Annotated in this window: 23 protein-coding genes; 10 read left to right on the plus strand and 13 right to left on the minus strand. The window is 72.9% G+C overall.

The window, feature by feature from the left end; all coding sequences use genetic code 11:
* The first annotated feature begins 18 nt into the window (after positions 1-18).
* Entirely contained in the window at positions 19-1,647 is a 1,629-nt protein-coding gene (locus tag MUN78_RS12460; protein ID WP_244726821.1) for a phospholipid carrier-dependent glycosyltransferase, read from the plus strand.
* Here the strand turns inward: MUN78_RS12460 and MUN78_RS12465 are convergent.
* Together MUN78_RS12465 and MUN78_RS12470 are read right to left on the minus strand one after the other, a co-directional pair.
* Positions 1,644-2,336: a response regulator gene (locus MUN78_RS12465; protein WP_244690320.1), complete on the minus strand. Its 693-nt coding sequence runs from the start codon at positions 2,334-2,336 to the stop codon at positions 1,644-1,646. The two genes, MUN78_RS12460 and MUN78_RS12465, sit on opposite strands and share 4 nt — an antisense overlap.
* Positions 2,336-3,919: an ATP-binding protein gene (locus tag MUN78_RS12470; RefSeq protein WP_244726822.1), complete on the minus strand. Its 1,584-nt coding sequence runs from the start codon at positions 3,917-3,919 to the stop codon at positions 2,336-2,338. Before MUN78_RS12470 ends, MUN78_RS12465 begins: the two co-directional genes overlap by 1 nt.
* A 113-nt stretch (positions 3,920-4,032) precedes the next feature.
* Here MUN78_RS12470 and MUN78_RS12475 point away from each other — a divergent pair, with 113 nt between their 5' ends.
* The gene (locus MUN78_RS12475; RefSeq protein WP_244726824.1) at positions 4,033-5,787 is read left to right on the plus strand and encodes a PspC domain-containing protein; all 1,755 of its coding nucleotides are present in this window, start codon (positions 4,033-4,035) and stop codon (positions 5,785-5,787) included.
* A complete protein-coding gene (locus tag MUN78_RS12480) occupies positions 5,784-6,275 on the plus strand; it encodes a hypothetical protein (RefSeq protein ID WP_244726826.1) in 492 nt (163 codons plus the stop codon). The genes MUN78_RS12475 and MUN78_RS12480 overlap by 4 nt, the downstream gene beginning before the upstream one ends.
* A gap of 68 nt (positions 6,276-6,343) precedes the next feature.
* Here the strand turns inward: MUN78_RS12480 and MUN78_RS12485 are convergent, their stop codons facing one another.
* Positions 6,344-7,855 carry a sensor histidine kinase gene (locus MUN78_RS12485; protein WP_244726828.1) on the minus strand — a complete coding sequence of 504 codons (1,512 nt, stop codon included), beginning with the start codon at positions 7,853-7,855 and terminating at the stop codon, positions 6,344-6,346.
* Between the two features lie 217 nt (positions 7,856-8,072).
* Here MUN78_RS12485 and MUN78_RS12490 point away from each other — a divergent pair, with 217 nt between their 5' ends.
* On the plus strand, positions 8,073-8,540 hold the full coding sequence (locus tag MUN78_RS12490; RefSeq protein ID WP_244690328.1) for an Rv3235 family protein: 468 nt from the start codon (positions 8,073-8,075) through the stop codon (positions 8,538-8,540).
* A gap of 7 nt (positions 8,541-8,547) precedes the next feature.
* Here the strand turns inward: MUN78_RS12490 and rlmB are convergent, their stop codons facing one another.
* Genes rlmB through phoU form a run of 3 tightly spaced genes read right to left on the minus strand, consistent with a single transcriptional unit; the run spans position 8,548 to position 11,723 of the window.
* Positions 8,548-9,549: a 23S rRNA (guanosine(2251)-2'-O)-methyltransferase RlmB gene (rlmB, locus tag MUN78_RS12495; RefSeq protein ID WP_244690330.1), complete on the minus strand. Its 1,002-nt coding sequence runs from the start codon at positions 9,547-9,549 to the stop codon at positions 8,548-8,550.
* Entirely contained in the window at positions 9,546-11,030 is a 1,485-nt protein-coding gene (gene cysS / locus MUN78_RS12500; RefSeq protein WP_244726830.1) for a cysteine--tRNA ligase, read from the minus strand. Before cysS ends, rlmB begins: the two co-directional genes overlap by 4 nt.
* A gap of 51 nt (positions 11,031-11,081) precedes the next feature.
* Complete coding sequence (phoU, locus tag MUN78_RS12505; protein ID WP_244690334.1) at positions 11,082-11,723, minus strand: phosphate signaling complex protein PhoU; 642 nt, start codon at positions 11,721-11,723, stop codon at positions 11,082-11,084.
* Positions 11,724-11,861: 138 nt separating this feature from the next.
* On the opposite strand from phoU, the gene MUN78_RS12510 reads away from it, so the two are divergent.
* Both MUN78_RS12510 and MUN78_RS12515 read left to right on the plus strand, forming a co-directional pair.
* Positions 11,862-13,169 carry a sensor histidine kinase gene (locus MUN78_RS12510; protein WP_244726832.1) on the plus strand — a complete coding sequence of 436 codons (1,308 nt, stop codon included), beginning with the start codon at positions 11,862-11,864 and terminating at the stop codon, positions 13,167-13,169.
* Positions 13,169-13,864: a response regulator transcription factor gene (locus tag MUN78_RS12515; protein WP_244726834.1), complete on the plus strand. Its 696-nt coding sequence runs from the start codon at positions 13,169-13,171 to the stop codon at positions 13,862-13,864. The genes MUN78_RS12510 and MUN78_RS12515 overlap by 1 nt, the downstream gene beginning before the upstream one ends.
* Positions 13,865-13,934: 70 nt before the next feature.
* On the opposite strand, the gene MUN78_RS12520 is transcribed toward MUN78_RS12515, so the two are convergent.
* Positions 13,935-14,537, minus strand: a complete 603-nt coding sequence (locus MUN78_RS12520) for a DNA modification methylase (protein WP_244726836.1) — start codon at positions 14,535-14,537, stop codon at positions 13,935-13,937.
* A gap of 168 nt (positions 14,538-14,705) precedes the next feature.
* Between MUN78_RS12520 and MUN78_RS12525 the strand changes: the two genes are divergently transcribed.
* The 3 genes from MUN78_RS12525 (at position 14,706) to ispF (ending at position 16,568) form a co-directional block, all read left to right on the plus strand.
* A complete protein-coding gene (locus tag MUN78_RS12525) occupies positions 14,706-15,191 on the plus strand; it encodes a CarD family transcriptional regulator (protein WP_244690341.1) in 486 nt (161 codons plus the stop codon).
* A gap of 106 nt (positions 15,192-15,297) precedes the next feature.
* Positions 15,298-16,077, plus strand: a complete 780-nt coding sequence (gene ispD, locus MUN78_RS12530; RefSeq protein ID WP_244726838.1) for a 2-C-methyl-D-erythritol 4-phosphate cytidylyltransferase — start codon at positions 15,298-15,300, stop codon at positions 16,075-16,077.
* Positions 16,074-16,568: a 2-C-methyl-D-erythritol 2,4-cyclodiphosphate synthase gene (ispF, locus tag MUN78_RS12535; protein ID WP_244726840.1), complete on the plus strand. Its 495-nt coding sequence runs from the start codon at positions 16,074-16,076 to the stop codon at positions 16,566-16,568. The genes ispD and ispF overlap by 4 nt, the downstream gene beginning before the upstream one ends.
* Here the strand turns inward: ispF and purM are convergent.
* On the minus strand, positions 16,556-17,608 hold the full coding sequence (gene purM / locus MUN78_RS12540; RefSeq protein ID WP_429952329.1) for a phosphoribosylformylglycinamidine cyclo-ligase: 1,053 nt from the start codon (positions 17,606-17,608) through the stop codon (positions 16,556-16,558). The two genes, ispF and purM, sit on opposite strands and share 13 nt — an antisense overlap.
* Before the next feature lie 180 nt (positions 17,609-17,788).
* Between purM and purF the strand changes: the two genes are divergently transcribed.
* Entirely contained in the window at positions 17,789-19,249 is a 1,461-nt protein-coding gene (purF, locus tag MUN78_RS12545; RefSeq protein ID WP_244690349.1) for an amidophosphoribosyltransferase, read from the plus strand.
* A gap of 55 nt (positions 19,250-19,304) precedes the next feature.
* Here the strand turns inward: purF and MUN78_RS12550 are convergent, their stop codons facing one another.
* The 5 genes from MUN78_RS12550 to MUN78_RS12570 all read right to left on the minus strand — a co-directional run bounded on the left by MUN78_RS12550 (position 19,305) and on the right by MUN78_RS12570 (position 21,414).
* Positions 19,305-19,607: a twin-arginine translocase TatA/TatE family subunit gene (locus tag MUN78_RS12550; RefSeq protein WP_244726842.1), complete on the minus strand. Its 303-nt coding sequence runs from the start codon at positions 19,605-19,607 to the stop codon at positions 19,305-19,307.
* A 56-nt stretch (positions 19,608-19,663) separates the two neighbouring features.
* Positions 19,664-19,837 carry a twin-arginine translocase TatA/TatE family subunit gene (tatA, locus tag MUN78_RS12555; protein WP_244690353.1) on the minus strand — a complete coding sequence of 58 codons (174 nt, stop codon included), beginning with the start codon at positions 19,835-19,837 and terminating at the stop codon, positions 19,664-19,666.
* A 33-nt stretch (positions 19,838-19,870) separates the two neighbouring features.
* Positions 19,871-20,341, minus strand: a complete 471-nt coding sequence (locus MUN78_RS12560; protein WP_244690355.1) for a hypothetical protein — start codon at positions 20,339-20,341, stop codon at positions 19,871-19,873.
* A 228-nt stretch (positions 20,342-20,569) separates the two neighbouring features.
* Positions 20,570-20,929: a sterol carrier family protein gene (locus MUN78_RS12565; protein WP_244726843.1), complete on the minus strand. Its 360-nt coding sequence runs from the start codon at positions 20,927-20,929 to the stop codon at positions 20,570-20,572.
* A 35-nt stretch (positions 20,930-20,964) separates the two neighbouring features.
* Positions 20,965-21,414: a VOC family protein gene (locus MUN78_RS12570; RefSeq protein WP_244726844.1), complete on the minus strand. Its 450-nt coding sequence runs from the start codon at positions 21,412-21,414 to the stop codon at positions 20,965-20,967.
* Positions 21,415-21,457: the final 43 nt, after the last annotated feature.

Here is a 21,457-nt window from a genome sequence, read left to right on the forward strand (position 1 = left end):
TGGCCCTAGGCTGGGACCATGCGAAGCCACCTGCGCTGGATCGCGCCCGCGCTGGTGCTCGGGATCGCGGCGGCGCTGCGCTTCTGGGCGCTCGGCCGCCCGGGCACCCTCGTCTTCGACGAGCTGTTCTACGTGCGCGACGCCATCAGCCAGCTCGCCCACGGATTCCCCACGGTCTGGCCGGACGACGATCCCTCGATGGCGGGCGAGCGCGCGACGGCGTACACCGACGCGCCGGCGAACGCCGTGCACCCGCCGCTCGGCAAGTGGATCATCGGGCTCGGCGTGCTCGCCTTCGGCCCGGGGAACGGCTGGGGATGGCGCAGCGCCGGGGCGCTCGCGGGCGTGCTCGCCGCAGCGGTGACGATGCGCCTCGCGTGGCGGATGAGCCGCAGCCTCGTCGTCGCCTGCATCGCGGGGCTCCTGCTGGCGATCGACGGGGTGCACGTCGTGCTGAGCCGCGTCGGGCTGCTCGACGGCCCGCTCACCCTGCTCGTCGTGCTCGGCGCCCTCTGCTTCTGGCGCGACATCGAGGCGGACGGCGGGGACGCGGGACGCGGCGGGGCCCGGGGACGCGACGGGACCCAGGGACGCGGCGGGGCCCGGGGACGCGGCGTCGCCGCGGCGGAGGGCTCGGCGGAGAGCTCGACGGAGGGCGAGCGCGGCACCCCGATCCCCCTCCGCTGGCGGCGCCCCTGGCTCCTGGCGGCGGCGGCCGCGTTCGGGGCCGCCACCGCCGTGAAGTGGTCGGGCCTGTACCCGCTCGCCGTGTTCCTGATCCTCGTCACCATGCGCGATCTCGCGATCCGTCTGCGCGGCGGCGAGCGGCGCGCCGTGCGCCGGGCCGCGGCGCAAGCGGGGCTCACCGCGGCGATAGCACTGCCGACCGCCGCCGTCGTCTACCTCTCCTCGTGGGCGGGGTGGATCGCGACGAGCGGGGGCTGGGGCCGCGGGGCCGGGCCGAACTGGTTCGTCTCCCTCGTGCGCTCCCACGCGGAGATGTGGAGCTGGCACAGCACGCTGAGCGCCCCGCACCCGTTCCAGGCGCACCCGGTCACCTGGCCGCTCGCCCTGCGGCCGACGGCCATGTACGAGCTCCGCTGGACCGAGGGGTGCCCGTGGGCGGACTGCGTCGCGGGGATCAGCCCCCTGCCGAACCCGCTCGTGACGTGGGGAGGCGCGGCGGCGCTCCTCGTGCTCGGCGCACTCGTCGCGCGTCGCGCCTGGGAGACGCGGCGGGGCGCCCCCGATCCGCTCGTGCTCGTCGGTGCGTTCGTCGTCCTCGGCTACCTCTCCGGCTGGCTGCCCTGGATGCTGACTTTCTCCCGCTCCGCCGTCTTCCAGTTCTACGCGGTGGTGCTCACCCCGTTCTCGGCAATCGCGCTCGCGCTGCTGCTCGGCATGCTCTGCGGCGTCCCGATCCGGACTCGAGCCGGTCGGGCGGCGGAGCTCGGGGCCCTGCGCGACCCGGTCACCGGACGGGCGCTCCCCCGCGAGCCCGCCGCGTACGAGGCCGGCCGACGCTCCGTGGGCGTCTTCCTCGCCGTCGCGCTCGTGCTCGCGGTGCTGTTCTTCCCCGTGTGGTCGGGCATGCCCGTGGCCGGCTGGTTCTGGGACGCGCACCTCTGGCTGCCCGGCTGGGACTAGAGGAGGCGGCGGGAGAGCGCCCAGGCCGTGAGCTCGTGCCGGTTGGAGAGCTGCAGCTTGCGCAGCACCTTGGAGACGTGCGTCTCGACGGTCTTCACCGACAGGAAGAGCTCCGCGGCGACCTCCTTGTAGGCGTAGCCGCGGGCGATCATGCGCATCACCTCCTGCTCGCGCGCGGAGAGCCGATCGAGCTCGTCGTCGGCGGCGGCGGTCTCCCCGAGCCCCGTGCCGAACGCGTCGAGCACGAAGCCTGCGAGGCGGGGCGAGAAGACCGCGTCGCCGCCGTGCACGCGCACCACCGCCGCCGTGACCTCGGCCCCCGAGGCGGTCTTCGTCAGGTATCCGCGGGCTCCCGCGCGGATCACGCTCACCACGTCGTCGGCCGCGTCCGAGACGCTCAGTGCGAGGCACTGCACGCCGCCGGCGGCCGGCGATCCGGCGAGGCGTTGGAGCACCTCCGCGCCGCCGCCGCCCGCGCCGCCGGGGAGATGCACGTCGAGCAGCACCACGTCGGGTGCCGTTGCGGCGATCGTCTCCACCGCCGCGTCGACCGTCGCGGCCTCGCCGACCACGACGAGCTCGGCCCCGAGCTCCGCCCGCAGACCCGTGCGGAAGATCTGGTGGTCATCGACGATCACGATCCTGATGGGCGCCGCTCGATCCTCGGGCCCCGGCTCCGTACCGTTCATCACGTGCTCCTCTCCTGATGCGCCTCGCCGCTCCCGGGCACGGCGGCCCCGGGCACGGCGGTTCCGGGCACGGCGGCACCGGGCACGGCGACACCGGGCACGGCGACACCGGGCGCGGCGGTTCCGGGCGCCTCCGCTCCCGGCGCCGCGCTTCCGGGCGCCCCGACGGCGCCCCCGACGGACTCCGGGGTGCCGATGCCCTCGCCATCTCGCGGGATCCCGAGCCGCACCGAGGTGCCGCCGCCCGGGCCCGGCACGATCCGTGCGGTCCCGCCCGCGCGCTCCATGCGCCCGAGGATCGACTCGCGCACCCCCATGCGACCCTCGGGGAGCGCACCGGGATCGAGCCCGGGGCCGCGGTCGGTGATGTCGATCGCGATGCGCTGCTGCGTCGCCTCGAGGTAGACGGTGACCTCGCCGCCCGCGTGGCGGGCGGCGTTGAGCATGGCTTCGCGGGCCGCCGCGACGATGGTCTCGGGGGCCTCGAGCTCATCGCCCGTGCCGACCGTCACGAACTCGAAGCGCACCGGGTGCTCCGCCTCGAGCGCCGCCGCGTGGGCGCGGAGCTCGACGTCGACCGCGGCGCGCCGCATCGCCGTCGCGCCGTCGGCGCCCCGGAAGAGCCACTCGCGCAGTTCCCGCTCCTGGCCGCGGGCGAGGCGCGACACCTCGCTCCCGGGTTCCGAGCGCTGCTGGATCAGGGCGAGCGTCTGCAGCACCGAGTCGTGCAGGTGCGCGGCGATGTCCGAGCGCTCCGCCTCCCTGGCGCGCGCGGCGCGCTCCGCGATGAGCTCGCGGTTCAGGCGCAGCAGCCATGGGGCGATCGCGAGGGCCACGCCCGCGAGCACGGCGATCGCCGCGGCCACCACGGTCCAGACGCTCGGCTCCCGCGCGGTCACGAAGAACATCAGCACCCCGACGGCGACGAGGGCGAGCGCTCCGAGCACGCGCGGCACCTGATTGCGCTCGGGGCGATCCCGGTCGGCGATCTGCCACCAGGTGAGGCCGAGACCGACGAGCACCGCGAGGCCGGGGAGCACGAGCGTCAGATTGAGGTGCACGCCCAGTCGGTCGAGCACGAGGCCCGCGCCCGCGATGAGCAGGCAGCCGCCGAGCAGCATCTCGGCGATCGGCCAGCGGCCGCTGAGGCGGAGGGGCGCGCGGCCGGCCTCGGCGGTCCCGGTCCCGCTGCCCGCGGAGGATCCGGTCGGCCCGGCCGCTGCGGGCGCCGCCACGGTCCCCCCGGCGGTCCGGGCCCCCTCCCCAGCGGTCCGGATCTCCTCGGCGGCGCGAGGGACGCCGGCTGCGGACGCCGGCGGGGCGGGCGCCGCAGCCCGGGCGGATCCGCCGGCGGGGCGGGTGAGCGCCGATTTGAGGGGCACGACGCCCTCCGTCTCCCCCTCGGGAGGCACGGTCGCCCACAGCCAGAGGTACAGCAGCCCGCCGGCGCCCCCGAAGAGGGCGAGCACCGCGAGCCCGGCGCGCACCGGCGCGACGGGCAGACGGAGGTGGGCCGCGAGCCCGGCGCACACGCCAGCGAGCGCGCGATCCTCGCGCGGGCGGATGAGCGGGGGACGTTCCATACCTCCATCAAAGCAGTCGCGGCGTCCCTCGGGGTCCCCCGGTCGAAGAATCAGGGACCGCTCAGGGGCATCCCCCATGGCCCGACGCTCAGGAAACGGCCAGACTCGAAGGCATGAACACCGAATCGAACTCGACACCGTCCCCCGAGGACGGCCACGGCACCGGAGACGGCCGCCCGGGGGGTTCCCCCGGAGGCGGCGCCTTCTTCACCTGGCTGCGCGATCTCGGCATCGTACGCGGCGACGAGCGCTGGTTCGCCGGCGTCGCCGGCGGCATCGCGGGAAAGGCGGGCATCGACCCGCTGATCGTGCGCGGCGCCTTCGTCGTGCTCGCGCTGCTCGGCGGGCCGGGGATCCTCCTCTACCTCGTCGGCTGGCTCCTCCTCCCCGACCGGAGCGGTCGGATCCACGTGGAGGAGATCATCCGGGGGCGAGCCTCGACCGGGATCGTGGTCGCGGCGGTCGTCTTGACCGCGGTCATCATCGTCCCGGCGATCTTCGGCGTCGTGGTCTCGGGCGCTCCCGCCTTCGGGCTGTGGGGGTGGGATCTGTGGGGCTCGCTGGGCGTCCCCGGCTGGGTCACCGCGACCGCCGCGTGGCTGTTCTGGATCGCCGTGCTCGTCGTGGGCTTCGTCTGGCTGCGCAGCGTCGTGCTCGACCGCGGACGCGACGCCGCGCGGGAGCGTGCCGAAGCCGGATCCGCGGGAGGCGCAGCAGCCGGGGAGGGCCTCGGAGCCGCCGATGCCGCCGGCGCGCCGGCCGCCGCGTGGACGTCAGGCCCCGAGGGGACCGAGCGTCGCGGCGACCCCGCGCAGGGACCGGCCGGAGCAGCCGACGGGCGCGCCCGTTCGTTCGCCGAGCAGGCCGACGCGGCGGCGCAGCGCGTCGGGGAGTGGGGCGAGCGCGCCGGCCAGGCCGCCGGAGAGTGGGGCGAGCGCGTGGGCAAGCAGGCCGACGACTGGAGCGCGCGCTACGCCGAGCACCATGAGGCGCATCGGCTCGGCGCAGGGCACACGATCCTGACGCTCGCCTTCGCCCTGCTCGCGGCCGGCGCGGCGGCGCTCTGGGGCATGGGCCTCTCCGAGCTGCTGCCGGCGATGAGCGCCGTCCCCGCGCCGCTCATCGCCGCGCTCATCGCGGCGCTCGCGGTCCTCGCGCTCTCGCTCGTCATCGCCGGTGTCCGCGGGCGCCACACGGGATGGATCGGGTTCCTCTCCGCCTGCGGCGTCGTGGCGCTCCTCGTGACCGCCGTGCTGCCGTGGGGCACCCGCTTCGTCCCCTTCGGCACGGTGCCGGTCTCCGCGGCGCACGACGCGCCCGGCGCGGCCGTGCTCGCCGGGAACGTGACGGTCGACCTCGCCGAACCCGATGTCGCCTCGGCCGCCGGCGACGAGGAACTCGCGGTCTGGCTGCTCGCGGGCAACGTGACGGTGGAGGTGCCCGAAGCGCAGGCGGCCGTCATCGAGGTCCGCGTGCTCGCGGGCAACGTGAAGGAGGAGGACGCCGCCGATGAGCGGATGCGGACCTCGGGACCGTTCATCCATCGCACGATTCGGGCGAACCTGCCCGCGAGCGGGAGCACGGCCGACGCGGCTCGCGTCTCCGTGACGCTCGTCGCGGGCAACGTGAAGGTGCGCGGCACGGCGGACACCGCGAACGGCGCCGGAATCCGCGACGACTCCGCAGCCGGCGCCGCCGAGCGCCGAGCGCTCGCGGACGAGCAGGCGGCGCTCCAGGAGGAGCTCGACCGGATCACCTGGGAGCTCGAGGAGCCCGGGCTCGACCGCGACGCGCGGCAGGACCTGAGGAATGCGCGCGACGAGCTGCGCGACGACCTCGCCACGATCGCAGAGGAGATGGCACGATGACGAACGATCCCACCGCCGGAGGCCCGGACGCACCGCCCCCCGGCCCCTCGCAGACGCCGGACGAGGCGGGAGCGCCGGGCGAGGCGCAGCCGACCACTCCGCTCGCCCCGCCGGCGCCCGAGCCCGCTCGGCCCGTCCCCCCGGCCGCGCCAGCGACGTGGGCGGATCCGGCGGCAGGAACCGCGCCGGCGACCGCGACGTCCTCGGGCCCGACGGCGTCCCCGGCGGCAGCCGCGGCGCCGACGCCCCCCTCGGCACCGGCGCCTCCCGGGACGGCGGCCGCTCCGCCGCCGCCGGTCCGCACCGGTCCGCGCACCTCGCCCATCGTGTGGGGGGCGCTCATCCTCGTGTTCTGCGGCTACGTCGCCCAGCGCGCCTTCGTCGGCGGCGAACTGGACACGGCCTGGTGGATCACGGCGACCGTGATCGGGCTCGGGGTGCTGCTCCTCGTCGTCGGCACGGTCGTGCTCCTGCGCGGGAGGCGCTGACCCGGTGCGCGACCGCGCGGCGAACGGGGGCGGATCCGATGATCCGCCCCCGTTCGCCGCGTCTCGGCTCAGCCGGTCACACGCGGGATCTCGCGCGTCTGCACCGCGATCCAGTGCAGCGGAACCTGGATCGAGACGCGGGTGCCGCCGCGCTCGTCCGGCCCCCAGGAGATGCTCCCGCCGAGCTCGCCCTCGATGAGCGTGCGCACGATCTGGGTGCCGAGGCCGTCCCCCACCGTGCCCCCGGGAAGTCCCGTGCCGGTGTCGATGACCTCCACGGCGAGCCGCTCCTCGGTGCGGTCGGCGCGCACGAACACCTCGCCTTCGCGCCCCGCGAGCCCGTGCTCGACGGCGTTGGTGACGATCTCGGTGAGGGCGAGCGCGAGGGGCGTCGCGTACTCCGACGGCAGCTCGCCGAAGTTGCCCTCCTTGTGGGGGTGCACGGTGGTGTTGTGGAGGCTCGCCACCTCCGCCGCCAGGCCGATCACCCGGTCGAAGACCACGTCGAAGTCGACGATCTGCGACAACCCGGTCGACAGCGTGTCGTGGACGACCGCGATCGCGGCGACGCGGCGCATGGCCTGGCCGAGCACCTGCTTCGCCTCCTCGCTCCGCGCCCGCCTGGCCTGCACCCGCAGCAGCGACGCGACCGTCTGCAGGTTGTTCTTGACGCGATGGTGGATCTCGCGGATCGTCGCATCCTTCGTGATGAGCTCCTGCGCCTGCTGGCGCAGCGCCGTCACGTCCCGGGTGAGGATGACGCCGCCGACGCGCACGCCGTCACGGATCACCGGAATGGAGCGGAGCGTGACGGTCCGGCCGACCGCGTCGATCTCGACCCGCTTCGCGATCTTGCCCTGGGCGATGAGCGGCAGCGACTCGTTCGTGTCGAACTGCCCCTTCACGATCTCGGCGAGCACCTCGGTGAAGTTCTCGCCCTCGATCTCGTCGCGGTACCCGAGCGAGGAGAAGGTCGTCTGGGTGTTGGGGCTCGCGAACGTCACGTCGCCCTCGGGGTTCACGCGCACGAGGCCGTCCGAGGCGCGCGGCGCCCCCTGCTCGCCGCCGCGCGAGTTGCCCGGATGCGGGAAGAGCCCGTTCTGGATCATCGCGAAGAGATCCTCGGCGACCTCGCGGAAGGCGGCTCCGATGCGCGAGGCCTTCTGCGTGTCGGCGACGCTCGTGTGCACCGTCGCGACGGCGAACGGTCCGTGGACTCCGCCCTGCGCGTCCTGCCTGCTGATCGAATAGGCCGACAGCCGCATCGGGTTCTCCTCGTACCAGGCGGGCGAGGTCGAGGCCGCGGGTTCGCCCGTCTCCATGGCCTGATCGACGAGCTCGCGCCAGTCGGAGCGGAGGTACTCGCCGATGATGTCCCGGTAGAAGAGGGTGACCGAGCCGGCCGGCCGGGAGTGCGCGACGGCGAGGTAGCCGCCGTCCTCGGTCGGCACCCAGATCACGACATCGCTGAGCGCGAGGTCCGCCAGCAGGCGCAGCTCGAGCATGATCGCCTCGAGCCACTCGATCTCCGCCTCGTCGAGCGTCGAGTACTTCGTCGTCAGGTTCCGCAATGTCGCCACGTCTCCCAGCGTAGGGCACGCCGCCGACGCCGAGCGCACGCCGAGCCCCGCTCGACTGGGCTTTCTCGTCCAGGGCGCGGAAGCATCTTGACGCTCATCAGTGCGCTCGACCTAGTCTGGGGAATCCATCCACCCCTCACCGCCGGATCCGGCTTTCCGACCCGCATCGCGCACTGGAGCGCACGGCCGAAGCAGCCGGTTCCGGGAAGGAGCGAGCATGCCCTCCTCTGTCCCGCATCTGCGCCCGGTCCGCGACGCGGAGCGCCCCTCTCGGATCCTGCGCGCCGTGCCTCCGTACACCGGCAACGCGGGCAGGATCGCGATCGACACGAGCGCGGAGGGGGACATCCCGCCGCCGCGCGCGGAGGTCGTCCAGCGGCTGGCGCTGTTCGCCTTCGAGGCCCTCGAGGGCACCCGGAGCGTGGCGCAGCTCGCCCAGTGGGTCACCCCCGAGGTCGTGGAGGAGCTGACGCTGCGCCGGGCGGCGCGCACGGAGCAGCGCAGCCTGCACGGCGACCTGCGCCGCGTGGTGCCGACGCCGGGGCCGGTGCACCTCCATCGGCCGGCGCCCGGGGTCGTCGAGGCGGCGGTCGTGCTGCACGCCGGCCAGCGCACCGGGACGAGCGCCATGCGCTTCGAGCACCGCCGCGACCGCTGGCGGGCGACGGTGCTGACCGTGTTCTGAGCCCCGCTCAGGCCTCGGAGGCGCGGAGCTTCGCGATCTCGTAGAGCGCGACGCTCGCCGCGATCCCCGCGTTCAGCGACTCCGTCGCCGAGGAGATCGGGATCGACACGACCGCGTCGCAGGTCTCCGTGACGAGCCGGGACAGGCCCTTGCCCTCGCTGCCGACGACCACGAGCAGCGGCCGGTCGGCGAGCTCCAGCCCCGGCAGCGAGACGTCGCCGTCGCCGTCGAGGCCGACGACGAAGACGCCCTGCTTCTTGAACTCCTTGATCGTCTGCGTGAGGTTCGACGCCATCGCGACGGGGATCCGCGCCGCGGCCCCCGCCGAGGTCTTCCAGGCCGCCGAGTTCAGGCCGGCGGATCGCCGCTGCGGCACGACGACGCCCTGACCGCCGAAGGCGGCGACCGAGCGGATGATCGCACCGAGGTTGCGGGGATCCGTCACCCCGTCGAGGGCGACGACGAGCGGCACCTCGCCGCGCTCGACGACCGCGTCGAGCACCTCGAGCGGATGCGCGTACTCCATCGGCGGCACCTTGAGCACGACGCCCTGGTGCACGGTGTCGCGCTCGGTCATCCGGTCGAGCTCCGGGCGCATGACCTCGAGCACGGGCACCCGGCGGTTCGTGGCGAGCCGCAGGATCTCGCGCATGCGGTCGTCCATCTCGACCTTCGCGGCGATGTACAGCGTCGCCGCGGGGATCTTCGCGCGCAGCGCCTCGAGGACGGCGTTGCGGCCGGTCACGAGCTCGCTCTCGTCCTTCTTGCGTCCGCCCGAGCCGCGCCCGCGCTCGGGCGCCGCTCCGCCGCGCGCGGCGTGGCGCTGCTTGGCCGCCTCGTAGCGCTCGCGCGCCTTCTTCTCCTTGTACTTCGCGTGGTACTCGCGGTCCTCGGCCCGCGGTGTGGGTCCGCGGCCCTCGAGCGCCTGGCGCCCCTGGCCTCCGGATCCCACGGCCTTGCCGAGGCCCTTCTTGCGGACGGCGCCGGTGCGGCTCTTCTTATTACTCATGTCAGGCTCCAGCGGGGTCCGTTCGGGGTGTCTTCGAGCGCGATGCCGGCCGCGGCCAGCCGGTCGCGGATCGCGTCGCTCGTGGCGAAGTCGCGGTCGGCGCGCGCGGCGGTGCGCTGCGCCAGGAGGTCGTCGACGAGGGAATCGAGCGCCGCCTCGGCCGCGTCGCCTCCGGCGCCGTCCGTGCCGCTCGCCCACCGCGGATCCCGCGGGTTCAGCCCGAGCACGCCCAGCATCGCGACGACCTCGCGCGCTCGCGCCGCGGCCTCGGCCTCGTCGCCCTCGTCGATCGCGGCGTTGCCCGCGCGCACGGCTCCGTGCAGCGCGGCGAGCGCCTGCGGCACGGCGAAGTCGTCGCGCATCGCCGCCGAGAATTCGGCGGGCAGGTGCTCGGCGCGCACCGCGGTCTCCGAGACCGCCTCGCGCAGCTCCGCACCGTCCGCGGGGTCGCGGAACGCGTTCCCGAATCCCTCCGCGCGGTCGAGGAACCCCTCGATCCGGGAGAAGGCCGCATCGGCCTCGGCGAGCGATCCGTCCGAGAACTCGAGGACGGAGCGGTAGTGGGCGGATCCCAGGAAGTAGCGGAGCACGATCGGGCGGGCCCGTGCCAGGAGATCGGCGGCGAACAGCGAATTGCCGAGGGACTTCGACATCTTCTGCCCGCCGGTGCTCACGAGGCCGTTGTGGATCCAGTGCCGCGCGAAGGCCTGACCGGCCGCCTGCGACTGGGCGAGCTCGTTCTCGTGGTGCGGGAAGCGCAGGTCGAGGCCGCCGCCGTGGATGTCGAACTCCTCGCCGAGGTACCGGGTCGCCATCGCGGAGCATTCGATGTGCCAGCCCGGTCGGCCCGGCCCCCACGGCGACGGCCAGGCCGCCGACTCCGGCTCCCCCGCGCGATGCGCCTTCCAGAGCGCGAAGTCGCGCGGATCCCGCTTCCCGACCGGCTCCGAGTCCGCGGCGTCCTCCATCTGCTCGCGGCGCTGGCGCGTGAGCGCGCCGTACGCGGGCCAGCTGGCGGTGTCGAAGTAGACGCTCGCCGAGCCGTCGGCCGCCGGGTAGGCGTGGCCGCGCTCCACGAGCCGCTCGATGAGCGCGATCATCTCTTGGATGTTCGCCGTCGCCCGCGGCTCGTACGTGGGCGCGAGCACCCCGAGCGCGTCGTAGGCGGCGGTGAACTCGCGCTCCACCCGGTACGCCAGCGCCCACCAGGCCTCGCTCGCACCGTCCTCCTCCTGGGCGCGGCGCGCGTGGTCGAGGATCTTGTCGTCGATGTCGGTGACGTTGCGGATGAGCGTCACCTCGTGCCCGGTGACCGCGAACCAGCGCCGCATCTGGTCGTAGACGAGCGCGCTGCGCAGATGCCCGATGTGGGGCGCGGACTGCACCGTCGGACCGCACACGTAGAGGCCGACCCGTCCCGGTTCCCGCGGGACGAAGTCGACGACCTCCTGGGCGTGCGAGTCGTAGATGCGTTGCTTCACGCCCACCAGCCTACCGTTCGGCGGCGACGGCCCCCCGCCGCACGGGCCCGCTCAGTCGAGCGAACCGCTGAGGAAGTAGTGCATCTGCTTCGCGACGCTCACCGCGTGGTCGCCGAAGCGCTCGTGGTACCGACTCGCGAGCGTCGCATCGACGACCCCGGTGGGGTTGTCGGCGATCTTGTCGCTGAGCACCTTCTCGAAGACTTTCGCGTGCAGCTCGTCGAGATCGTCATCGAGGTCCCTGACCTCCTCGATCAGCGTCGGATCCTGGGTGCGGAGCACCTCGACGATCTTCGACGCCATCTCGACGTCGAGCGCGCCCATGCGGACGAAGATCTTCTTCAGCCCCTTCGGGATCGCGCTCTCGGGGTAGCGGTAGCGCGCCAGCTGCGCGATGTGCTGCGCGAGATCCGACATCCGCTCGAGCGAGGCGCTCATGCGCAGCGCCCCGACCATGAGGCGCAGGTCCGAGGCGACCGGCTGCTGGCGGGCGAGGATGTCGATGGTGAGCTGATCGAGCTCCCCGGCGAGGACCTCGATCTCGTCGACGCTGTCGATCACCTGCTCGGCCACGGCCACGTCCGAGTTGCCGAAGGCCGTCGTGGCGTTCTCGATCGCCTCCTCGACGAGCTCGGCGATCTTCACCAGTCGATCCTGCACCTCGGCCAGCGACTGCTGGAATACCTCACGCATGCGGTTCCTTTCCGTATTTCTGCGCCGACGCGCACCCTCATCAGTCTGGGCGGGGCCGGTGAACCGGGACGCACCAACAGGTGAACAACAGTTGAACTCTACCTGTTGCCGGAAACCCCTCCCCCTACGATGAGAGTCATGGATCCGACCCTGCTCGTTCTGGCCGCGACGGGCCTCGGCATCCTGATCGGGGCCGGAATCGCGTTCGGCGTCCTGGGCGCCCGCCGGGCGGGCGCGCGGCGGGCGGAGCAGATGCGCCCGGAGCTCCCCGAGGTGGCCACCGCCATCCTCGACGAGGTGGACATGTTCGCCGTCGTGCTCGACGCCGCACTCGCACCCGTGTACGCGAATCCGTCGGCACGGCGCGAGCCCCACATCACGGACGAGGAGCTGCTCGACCCGGGGTTCCTCGCGCGGGTCCGCCGGGTGATGTCGACCGGCATGCCCGACACCCACGAACCGGATCCCGGAGACCCCGCCGACACCGTCCGCACGCACATCGTGCGCCTGCAGCGGCGCTTCGTGGTCGTCCTCGCCGAGGATCTCGGCGAGGAGCAGCGGGTGAACGCGATGCGACGGGACTTCATCGCCAACGTCAGCCACGAGCTGAAGACCCCGATCGCCGCGATCGGGCTGCTCGCCGAGGCGGTGCAGCAGGCGGCGGACGAGCCCGCCCTCGTGCGCGAGTTCTCGAAGAGCCTCGTCAAGGAGTCCCGGCGGCTCGGCGAGCTGTCGCGCGACATCATCCAGCTCTCCGAGGCGCAATCGACGCTCCGCCCCGAGGATCGCGAGGCCGTCTCGCTCCGCGACCTGATCCGCGGCGAGGTCGACTCGCACCGCGCCTTCGCCATGCAGCACGGCGTCGAGCTGGTCATCACCGACGACTCCGCACTCGATCGCGAGGCCATGATCCTCGGCCGGCCCACCTCGCTGGGCGCCGCGGTCGCGAATCTGCTGAGCAACGCGATCCGGCACTCCCCGGACGGCGGCCGCGTGGGCGTCGGCATGGCCTTCGAGCGCAATCGTTTCGTCGTCACGGTCACCGATCAGGGCGAGGGGATCGCCCCGGAGCACCTCTCGCGGATCTTCGAGCGCTTCTACCGCGTGGACGGCGCCCGTACCCGCGGCGACGGCGGCACCGGTCTGGGCCTGAGCATCACCCGGCACACCATGCGGGCGCACGGCGGCGACGTCGACGTGTGGTCGCAGCCCGGTGTGGGATCGAGTTTCACCCTCGCCTTCCCGCTCTACGAGGCGCCTGGGAGCGGCAAGCGGGCGAAGAAGGCCCGCAAGGCCGCCGCGAAGACGGTGAAGTCCGCGAAGCCGACGAAGCCCGCGAAGACGGCGGAGTCCGCGAGCGCGGCGCGATCCGAGACCCCCCAGAAGACCACGAAGCCCGGCCGCGGCGCGAACGCCGCCGGTGCCGCCGAGAAGGGAACCCCGTAGTGGCCCAGCACATCCTGCTCGTCGAGGACGAGGAGTCGATCTCCCGCCCGCTCGCCTTCCTGCTGGAGCGGGAGGGGTACCGCGTGACGGTCGTCGACGACGGCGCACGCGCCGTGGCGTCATTCGGCGAGCAGCCCTTCGAGCTCGTGCTGCTCGACCTCATGCTCCCCGGCCTTCCCGGCACCGAGGTCTGCCGCACGATCCGGCAGACCTCGGCGGTGCCGATCATCATGCTCACCGCGAAGGACAGCGAGATCGACATCGTCGTCGGCCTCGAGCTCGGCGCGGACGACTACATCACCAAGCCGTACTCGACGCGCGAGCTCCTCGCGCGCGTCCGGGCGGCCCTCCGCCGCGGAGGCGCCGGCGAGGAGGAGCGCGAGGACGGAGTCGACGAGCTCGTGCTCGACGAGCTCGGGATCCGCCTCGACTCCGAGCGCCACGCGGTCGCCGTCCGCGGCGAGGAGATCTCGATGCCGCTGCGCGAATTCGAGCTGCTCGAGATGCTCATGCGCCACGCCGGACGGGTGCTCACCCGCGGCCAGCTCATCGACCGCGTCTGGGGCAGCAACTACTACGGCGACACGAAGACGCTCGACGTGCACATCAAGCGCATCCGCGCGCGCATCGAGGAGGAGCCCTCGAAACCCAAGCTCATCTCCACGGTCCGGGGGGTCGGCTACCGCTTCGGATGACCCGGCGAACGACGCGGCCCCCGCGATCCCGAGGGATCGCGGGGGCCGCGTCGCTACCGCGCGCCGACGGCTACTCGGTCTCGGCCTGCTCGACGTCGGTGACGTCGTCGCCGACATGGGACTGGTCGGCCTGCTCGTCCTCAGCGGCCGTCTTCTCCTGCGCAGCGGACTCGTCGGCGCTCTGGCTGAAGTCCGCCGGCAGCACGTAGTCGCGGTAGTCGGCGAGGGTGCCGTCGAGCACGGGCACCTCGCGCTGCAGCTCCGAGGCTCCCGCGGTCTGGAAGTAGGCAGAGACCGTCGCGCCCGGCTTGAGATCGGGGATCGTGACGAGCACGGGGGCCTCCTCGCCCGCCGGATTGCCGAAGAGCGTGTTGCCGGTCGGCACCGTGAACTCCGCTGCGGCCCGCGACGAGCCCTCGCCGGTGAAGCTGATCGTCACGTCCTGCGGGGCGCCGGTGGAGTTGACCGCGCCGAAGACGACGTTGAAGTTCTCCCCGGTCTCATCGGCGATGAGCATGATGTTGCGCACGTGCACGCCGCCGACGCTCACATCGATGCCGTCGCTGGGGGCGTAGGGCTCCAGAGTGCCCTGCGGTGCGATCAGGCTGCATCCGGTCGCGCCGAGCGCGAGGGCCGCCGCGAGTGCGATGGACGAGGCGATCCGAAACTTCAAGGTGGTCCTCCGAGCCGAGTATCGATACCGGGGCATGCCGCTGCAGCCGCCGATCACGGTTTGGAATCATCATATCCGGCTCCGCGCAGCCGTCGCAGCTTAGGTGAACCTAAGCTCTCGAACGACAAGTGTGGTATTTTAGTGGTTGGACTGTAAAGGAGCCACTCGATGCAATTTGAGGTCGGAGAGACCGTCGTCTACCCCCACCACGGCGCAGCCAAGATCATCGAGGTGAAGAAGCGCAAGCTCGGCGGCGAAGAGAAGATCTTCCTGAAGCTGCAGGTCAACCAGGGCGATCTGACGATCGAGGTCCCTGCGGAGAACTGCGACCTCGTCGGCGTGCGCGATGTCATCGATCAGGAGGGCCTCGAGCGCGTGTTCGAGGTGCTGCGCGCGCCGTTCACCGAGGAGCCGACCAACTGGTCCCGCCGATACAAGGCGAACCTCGAGAAGCTCGCCTCGGGCGACGTGATCAAGGTGTCCGAGGTCGTCCGCGACCTGTGGCGCCGCGACCAGGAGGTCCGTTCGCTCTCCGCCGGCGAGAAGCGGATGCTCGCGAAGGCCCGTCAGATCCTCGTGTCCGAGCTCGCGCTCGCCGAGAAGACCGACGAGGAGCAGGCCTCCGAGGTGCTCGACCAGGTGCTCGCCTCCTAGCGACCGCCGTCGGCTCCCCGGGGCATCGCCCCGTGCGCAGGGCGTCCCGCCGATGGCGGGGCGCCCTGCGCGTCTTTCGGAGAGCGGCGGCGGGTACGCTGGCCCTATGCGCAGCTCCCCGCCTCCGACCGGGCAGGCGCCGGTCATCCCGCCCCATGCCCTCGCGACGCTCGGCGTCGTGCTCGTCGCCGCCGGCCGGGGCGAGCGCCTCGGCGCCAGCGTCCCGAAGGCCTTCGTCGAGCTGCGCGGCCGCACGCTCGTGGAGTTCGGGATCGCGGTCGTGACCTCGCTCCCCCACCGCGGCCATCTCGTCGTGGTGGTGCCCGAGGACCGCGCGGCGCAGACCCTGGATCTCGTCGATCGCATCCTCCCCGCCGAGACCGGCTGGGACGTCTCGGTCGTCCCCGGCGGCCGCACGCGGAACGAATCGGTGCGCTTCGGCGTCGATGCGCTCCCCGGCGCCATCGACACCGTGCTCGTGCACGACGCCGCGCGCCCCTTCGCGAGCGCCGAGCTCTTCGAGCGCGTCATCGCGGAGGTGCGGGCGAGCGGCGACGCGGTCGTGCCGGCTCAGCCGGTCATCGACACGATCAAGCGGGTCGCTCCGGGGGGTCTCGTCACCGAGACCGTGGATCGCGGGGACCTCGTCGCCGTGCAGACCCCGCAGGGCTTCCCCCGCGAGCTCCTCGCGGCCGCGCAGGCGGCGCCCGACGACGCCGAGCACGCCCCGCCCACCGACGACGCCGAGCTCGTGCAGCGGGCGGGCGGGCGGGTCCGCGTCGTGGCCGGCGAACTCCGCGCCCACAAGCTCACCGGCCCGGCCGATCTCGTGCTCCTCGAGCACGTCCTCGCCGCGAAGCTGCTGGAGATCGGGGCGGAGGCGTGATCCGGGTCGGCACCGGCGTCGACGTGCACGCCTACGACGCGGCCGTTCCGCTGCGCCTCGCGGGCCTCGACTGGCCGGGCGAGCCGGGTCTCGCGGGCCACAGCGACGGCGACGCGGTCTGCCACGCCATCGTCGACGCGCTGCTCTCGGCGGCCGGCCTCGGCGATATCGGCGGCCTCGTCGGGGTCGACGGCACCACCACCGCGAACGCCGACAGCACGGGCTTCCTGGAGCTGGCGCGCGCCCGCCTCGCGGAGGCCGGCTGGGCTCCGGTGAACGTGTCCGCGCAGCTCGTCGGCCCGTCCCCGAAGCTCGCGCCCCGGCGCGCGGAGGCGCAGTCGACGCTCTCTGCGCTCCTCGGCGCCCCGGTGTCCCTCGGGGCCACGACCACCGATCATCTGGGCTTCACGGGCCGCGGCGAGGGCCTCGCCGTCATCGCGACGGCCCTCATCGAGCGGTCCTCGGCGCCGCCGACGGATCAGCCCGCGTAGCTCCCGACCAGGCGCACCGCGCCGCCGTCGACGCCCTTCGCACCCTGCTCGAAGCCCGCGAGATCGCGGGAGGAGGTCGACACGGCTCCCACCACCCACGTGTCGAGCCCCTCGGCCGTGAGCGCGGCGGCCAGCTGCGGCGCCTTCGCGGCGTCCACGACCGCGAACATGCCGATCCCGAGGTTCCACGCGCCCTCGAGCGACTCGAGCGAGTGCGCCCCGAGCTCGGCGAGGTGTCGGAAGACCGGCAGCGGCGACCAGGAGGCGCGATCCACCTCGACCCACGCCCCCCGCGGCAGCACCCGCGCGAGGTTCGCCGCGATCCCGCCGCCGGTGACGTGGCTGAGCACGTGGACCGCGCTGGTGCCGTCGGCCCCCGCGAGCTCGGGGTCCTCGAGCACGCGCAGCAGCGGGGCCGTGTAGAGCGCGGTCGGGGTGAGGAGCGCCTCGCCGTAGCTCGCTCCGAGCTCCGCGCTGCGGTCGGTGTAGGCGATGCCCCGCTCGGCGAGGATGTGCCGCACCAGCGAGAAGCCGTTGGAGTGCAGGCCGGAGGCGGCCATCGCGAGCACGACGTCGCCGTCGCGCACCCGGTCGGGGGCGAGCATCCGATCCGCCTCGACGACGCCCGTCGCCGCGCCGGCGACGTCGTACTCGTCCGGGCCGAGGAGCCCCGGGTGCTCCGCGGTCTCGCCGCCGACGAGCGCCGTTCCGGTCGCCTCGCAGGCGCCCGCGATGCCCCGCACGATGTCGGCGATGCGCTCGGGGACCACCTTGCCGCAGGCGATGTAGTCGGTCATGAAGAGCGGCTTCGCGCCGACGACGACGATGTCGTCGACGACCATCGCCACGAGGTCCTGGCCGATGGTGTCGTGCTTGTCGATCGCCTGGGCGATCGCGACCTTCGTGCCGACCCCGTCCGTCGAGGAGGCGAGCAGCGGCCGGCGGTAGCCGAGCAGCGCCGAGGCGTCGAACATGCCGGCGAAGCCGCCGACGCCGCCGAGCACCTCGGGGCCCTGCGTGCGGGCGACCGCCGACTTCATCAGCTCGACCGCGAGGTCTCCGGCGGCGGTGTCCACTCCGGACTGGGCATAGATCGACGCGTTTTCGCTCACGGTTCCAGCGTACCCTGCCCCGAGCGGGCCCACCCGCGGCGTGTGGGACACTAGAGGGTGCGCCTCGTCGGGCGCTCCACCCACTTCGCAGGGAGCAATCACAACAGCATGTGCGGCATCGTCGGTATCGTCTCGTCCGAACCCGTCAACCAGCGAATCTACGACAGTCTGCTGCTCCTGCAGCACCGCGGCCAGGACTCGACCGGCATCGCGACGCTGGAGGGCGACTTCTTCCACATGGTGAAGACGAAGGGCCAGGTGCGCGAGGCCTACCGGACGCGAGACATGCGCAGCCTCATGGGCAACGTCGGCCTCGGCCACGTGCGCTACGCGACCCGAGGCTCCGCGGCTCAGGAGGAGGAGGCGCAGCCCTTCTACGTCGGCGCGCCCTACGGCATCATCCTCGTCCACAACGGCAACCTGACGAACACGCGGGAGCTCACCGCCGAGCTCTACAACGTGGATCGCCGCCACCTCAACACGCATTCCGACACCGAGCTGCTGCTCAACGTGCTCGCGAACGAGCTGCAGGCGGGCATCTCGGGGCTCTCCCTCGATTCCGAGCAGGTCTTCGACGCCGTGGCTCGCGTGCACGAGCGCGTCGAGGGCTCCTACGCGACCATCGCGCTCATCGCGGGGCACGGCCTGCTCGCCTTCCGGGATCCCTTCGGGATCCGCCCGCTCGTGCTCGGCCGCCGCGATGGCGCGAACGGCCAGGACGAGTGGATCGTCGCCTCCGAGTCGCTCGTGCTCGAGTCCGGCGGCTACGAGACCGTGCGCGACGTGGAACCGGGCGAGGCCATTCTCATCTCCCCCGACGGCGCGCTCGAGTCCCGCCAGTGCGCGCAGCGACCGCGGCTCGTGCCGTGCGCCTTCGAGTACATCTACCTCGCGCGCCCCGACTCGGTGCTGAGCGGCATCTCGGTGTACGACGCGCGGCTCCGCCTCGGCGACGTGCTCGCGGAGGAGATCCGCGAGCAGCTGCCCGACGTGGATATCGACGTCGTGATGCCGATCCCCGATTCGGGGCGGCCGAGCGCCATGCAGCTCGCGCAGAAGCTCGGCATCGACTACCGCGAGGGCTTCTTCAAGAACCACTACGTCGGCCGCACCTTCATCATGCCGGGCCAGGCCGTGCGCAAGCGCAGCGTGCGCCAGAAGCTCAACGCGATGAGCTCGGAGTTCGCCGGCAAGAACGTGCTGCTCGTCGACGACTCGATCGTCCGCGGCACGACCTCCCGGGAGATCGTGGAGATGGCGCGCGCCGCCGGTGCGAAGTCCGTGATCTTCGCCTCCGCCGCGCCGCCCGTCGTGTACCCGCACGTCTACGGCATCAACATGCCGTCGCGCAAGGAGCTCATCGCCCATGGCCGGACGACCGAGGAGATCGCCGCGGAGCTCGGGGCCGACCATCTGGTGTATATGAGCGTCGAGGGGATGCGCCGGGCGATCCTCGCCGGGCAGGATCGCGTCACCGAGCTCGAAGACAGCTGTTTCTCCGGCAGCTACGTCACCGGCGACGTCGACGAGGAGTACCTGTCCTGGGTCGAGGCCACGCAGGAGAGCTGAACGAACCGGGCTCCCCGCCGCGGCGTCGCGGCGGGGAGCCCGGTTCGATTGCCGGTCAGTTCGCCGGCTTGTCCGGTCGTTCCGGATCGTCGTCGGGGCGCTCGGCCCGGGTGCCGCTCGACGCCGGCCGATCCTCCGGGGCGCTCGCGCGGGGCGCGGTGTCCGGGGCGGCTCCCGACTGCGCGGCCTCATCGGCGCCCGCGTCCGCTTCGCCGTTCTTGCCGCCGACCTCCTTCTTGAGGATGCGCATCGACTGGCCCAGGCTCTTCGCGAGCCCCGGGAGCTTCGGCGCGCCGAACAGCAGGAGGACGATGAAGAGGATGACCAGCAGCGTGGGGCCGGACAGATTACCGAACATGCGGGTGGGCTCCGATCATTGGCGTCCGACCAGTATGGCAGGTCGGACGCATCGCGCTACTCCGACTTCGCCGGCGGAGTGCCCTCGCCGTCGGAGCTGACCTCCTTCTTGAGGATGCGCATCGACTGGCCCAGGCTCTTCGCGAGCCCCGGCAGCTTCGGCGCGCCGAACAGCAGCAGAATGACGAAGAGGATGACGAGCAGGTGCCATCCGCTGAGGTTCCCGAGCATGGGGTTCTCCGATCGAGTCGTGTACGTCCGCGATTATCGCACGTCGGCCTGGATGGCGACGCCGCCACCGCTGCGGCGCTTCGCGACGCGGCCGAGGACGAGCGCGAGGACGCCGCCGAGGCAGAGCCCGATGGCCCCGCCGACGAGCAGCATGAGGCCCATCGCCTGGGCCATCGTGTACTCGGCGTCCTCGTCGATCGGGAAGAACAGGCAGGCGAGCGCGGCGAGCACGCCGCCGAGGACGGCGCCTCCGATGAGGACGCGCCCGTAGCGCACGGAGCGCTGCAGCACGACCTCCCGCTCGACGGTCTCGACGATCGGCTCGCGCGGTGCGTCCTGCGAAGCCTCTTCCGGCGCTGCCGCGGCCGCGGGGGCGGGCTCGGCCGCCGGGCGATCCGGCTCGGCCGCGGCGCGGCGCTCGGGCGCGACCGGCTCCGCGGGATCGACGGGGGTGTCGGCGGGATCCTGCCGCGGCGTTCCGGACGCGGCATCGGGCGTACTCATGCCTCCATTCTCGCAGCCGTTCGCTGGACGATTCACCACAGTCCCGGCGGCCCGCCTGATCCGCCCGCCCGATCCTCCCGCCCGACCTGATCCGCGCGCCCGATCCTCCCGCCCGATCCGCGCGCCCGACCTGATCCGTCCGCCCCACCTGCTTCGCACGTCAGTAGGTGTGGCTTATTCGGCTCCAGAGTCGCAACTCCTGGCGTGCGACGGGAGCGGCCGCCGGAATCAGACGCGTACGAGCGGGAGCAGACCGACGAGTTCCGCCCGGGACCCCGAGGCGCGGACGCGAGCCTCGGCGATCGCGGTCTCCCAGTCGAGCTCCCCCGTGGCGAGCGCGATCCAGGTCGCGGGATCCGTCTCGATCACGTTCGGCGGCGTGCCGCGGGTGTGCCGAGGCCCCTGCACGCACTGCGTCGCGCCGAACGGAGGCACGCGCACCTCGACGGTGTTGCCCGGAGCGCGCTCCGCGAGCTCCTCGAGCAGGTAGCGGACGGCCGTGGCCAGCACCGCTCGCGCCGCGCCGCCCGTCCGCGCCTCCGCGAGCGCGGCACGGCCGTCATCGATCGGGATCCTCCGCTTCGCCACCCTCCCAGCCTAGCGACGCCGGATCCCCGGGCCGTTCAGGCGGCGCAGAACTCGTTCCCCTCGGGATCGCGCATCACGCACCACCGGCCAGCCGGCCCCTGGTCCACACGTTCCACGAGCTCGGCGCCGAGCCCTTCGAGCCGGGTGACGAGCGCCTCGAGCTCCCCGTCGCCATGCACGTCGAGGTGGAGCCGGTTCTTCCCCCGCTTCTCCTCGGGCACCGCCTGGAACAGGATCCGGCGACCGCGACCGGTGCCGCTGAAGTCGTCGAAGGGATCGTCGGGGTGGCGCACCGCCGCGAGCCCGGCGAATCGGCGCACGCCGCCGTGCCGGACGGTCGCGGCCTCGGGAAGCTGACCGGCGCCGAGCAGGTGCTCGACGAGCCCGCTCGGATCCTCCACCGCGTAGCCGAGGGCCTCGGCCCAGAAATCCGCGAGAGCATGCGGATCACGGCAATCGATCACGAGCTTCCAGTGCAGCGCCATGACGCCCATCGTACGTCGGCCGCCCCACCCGCATCCAGTACCC

The organism is Leucobacter allii (assembly GCF_022919155.1).
Taxonomy (GTDB): domain Bacteria; phylum Actinomycetota; class Actinomycetes; order Actinomycetales; family Microbacteriaceae; genus Leucobacter; species Leucobacter allii.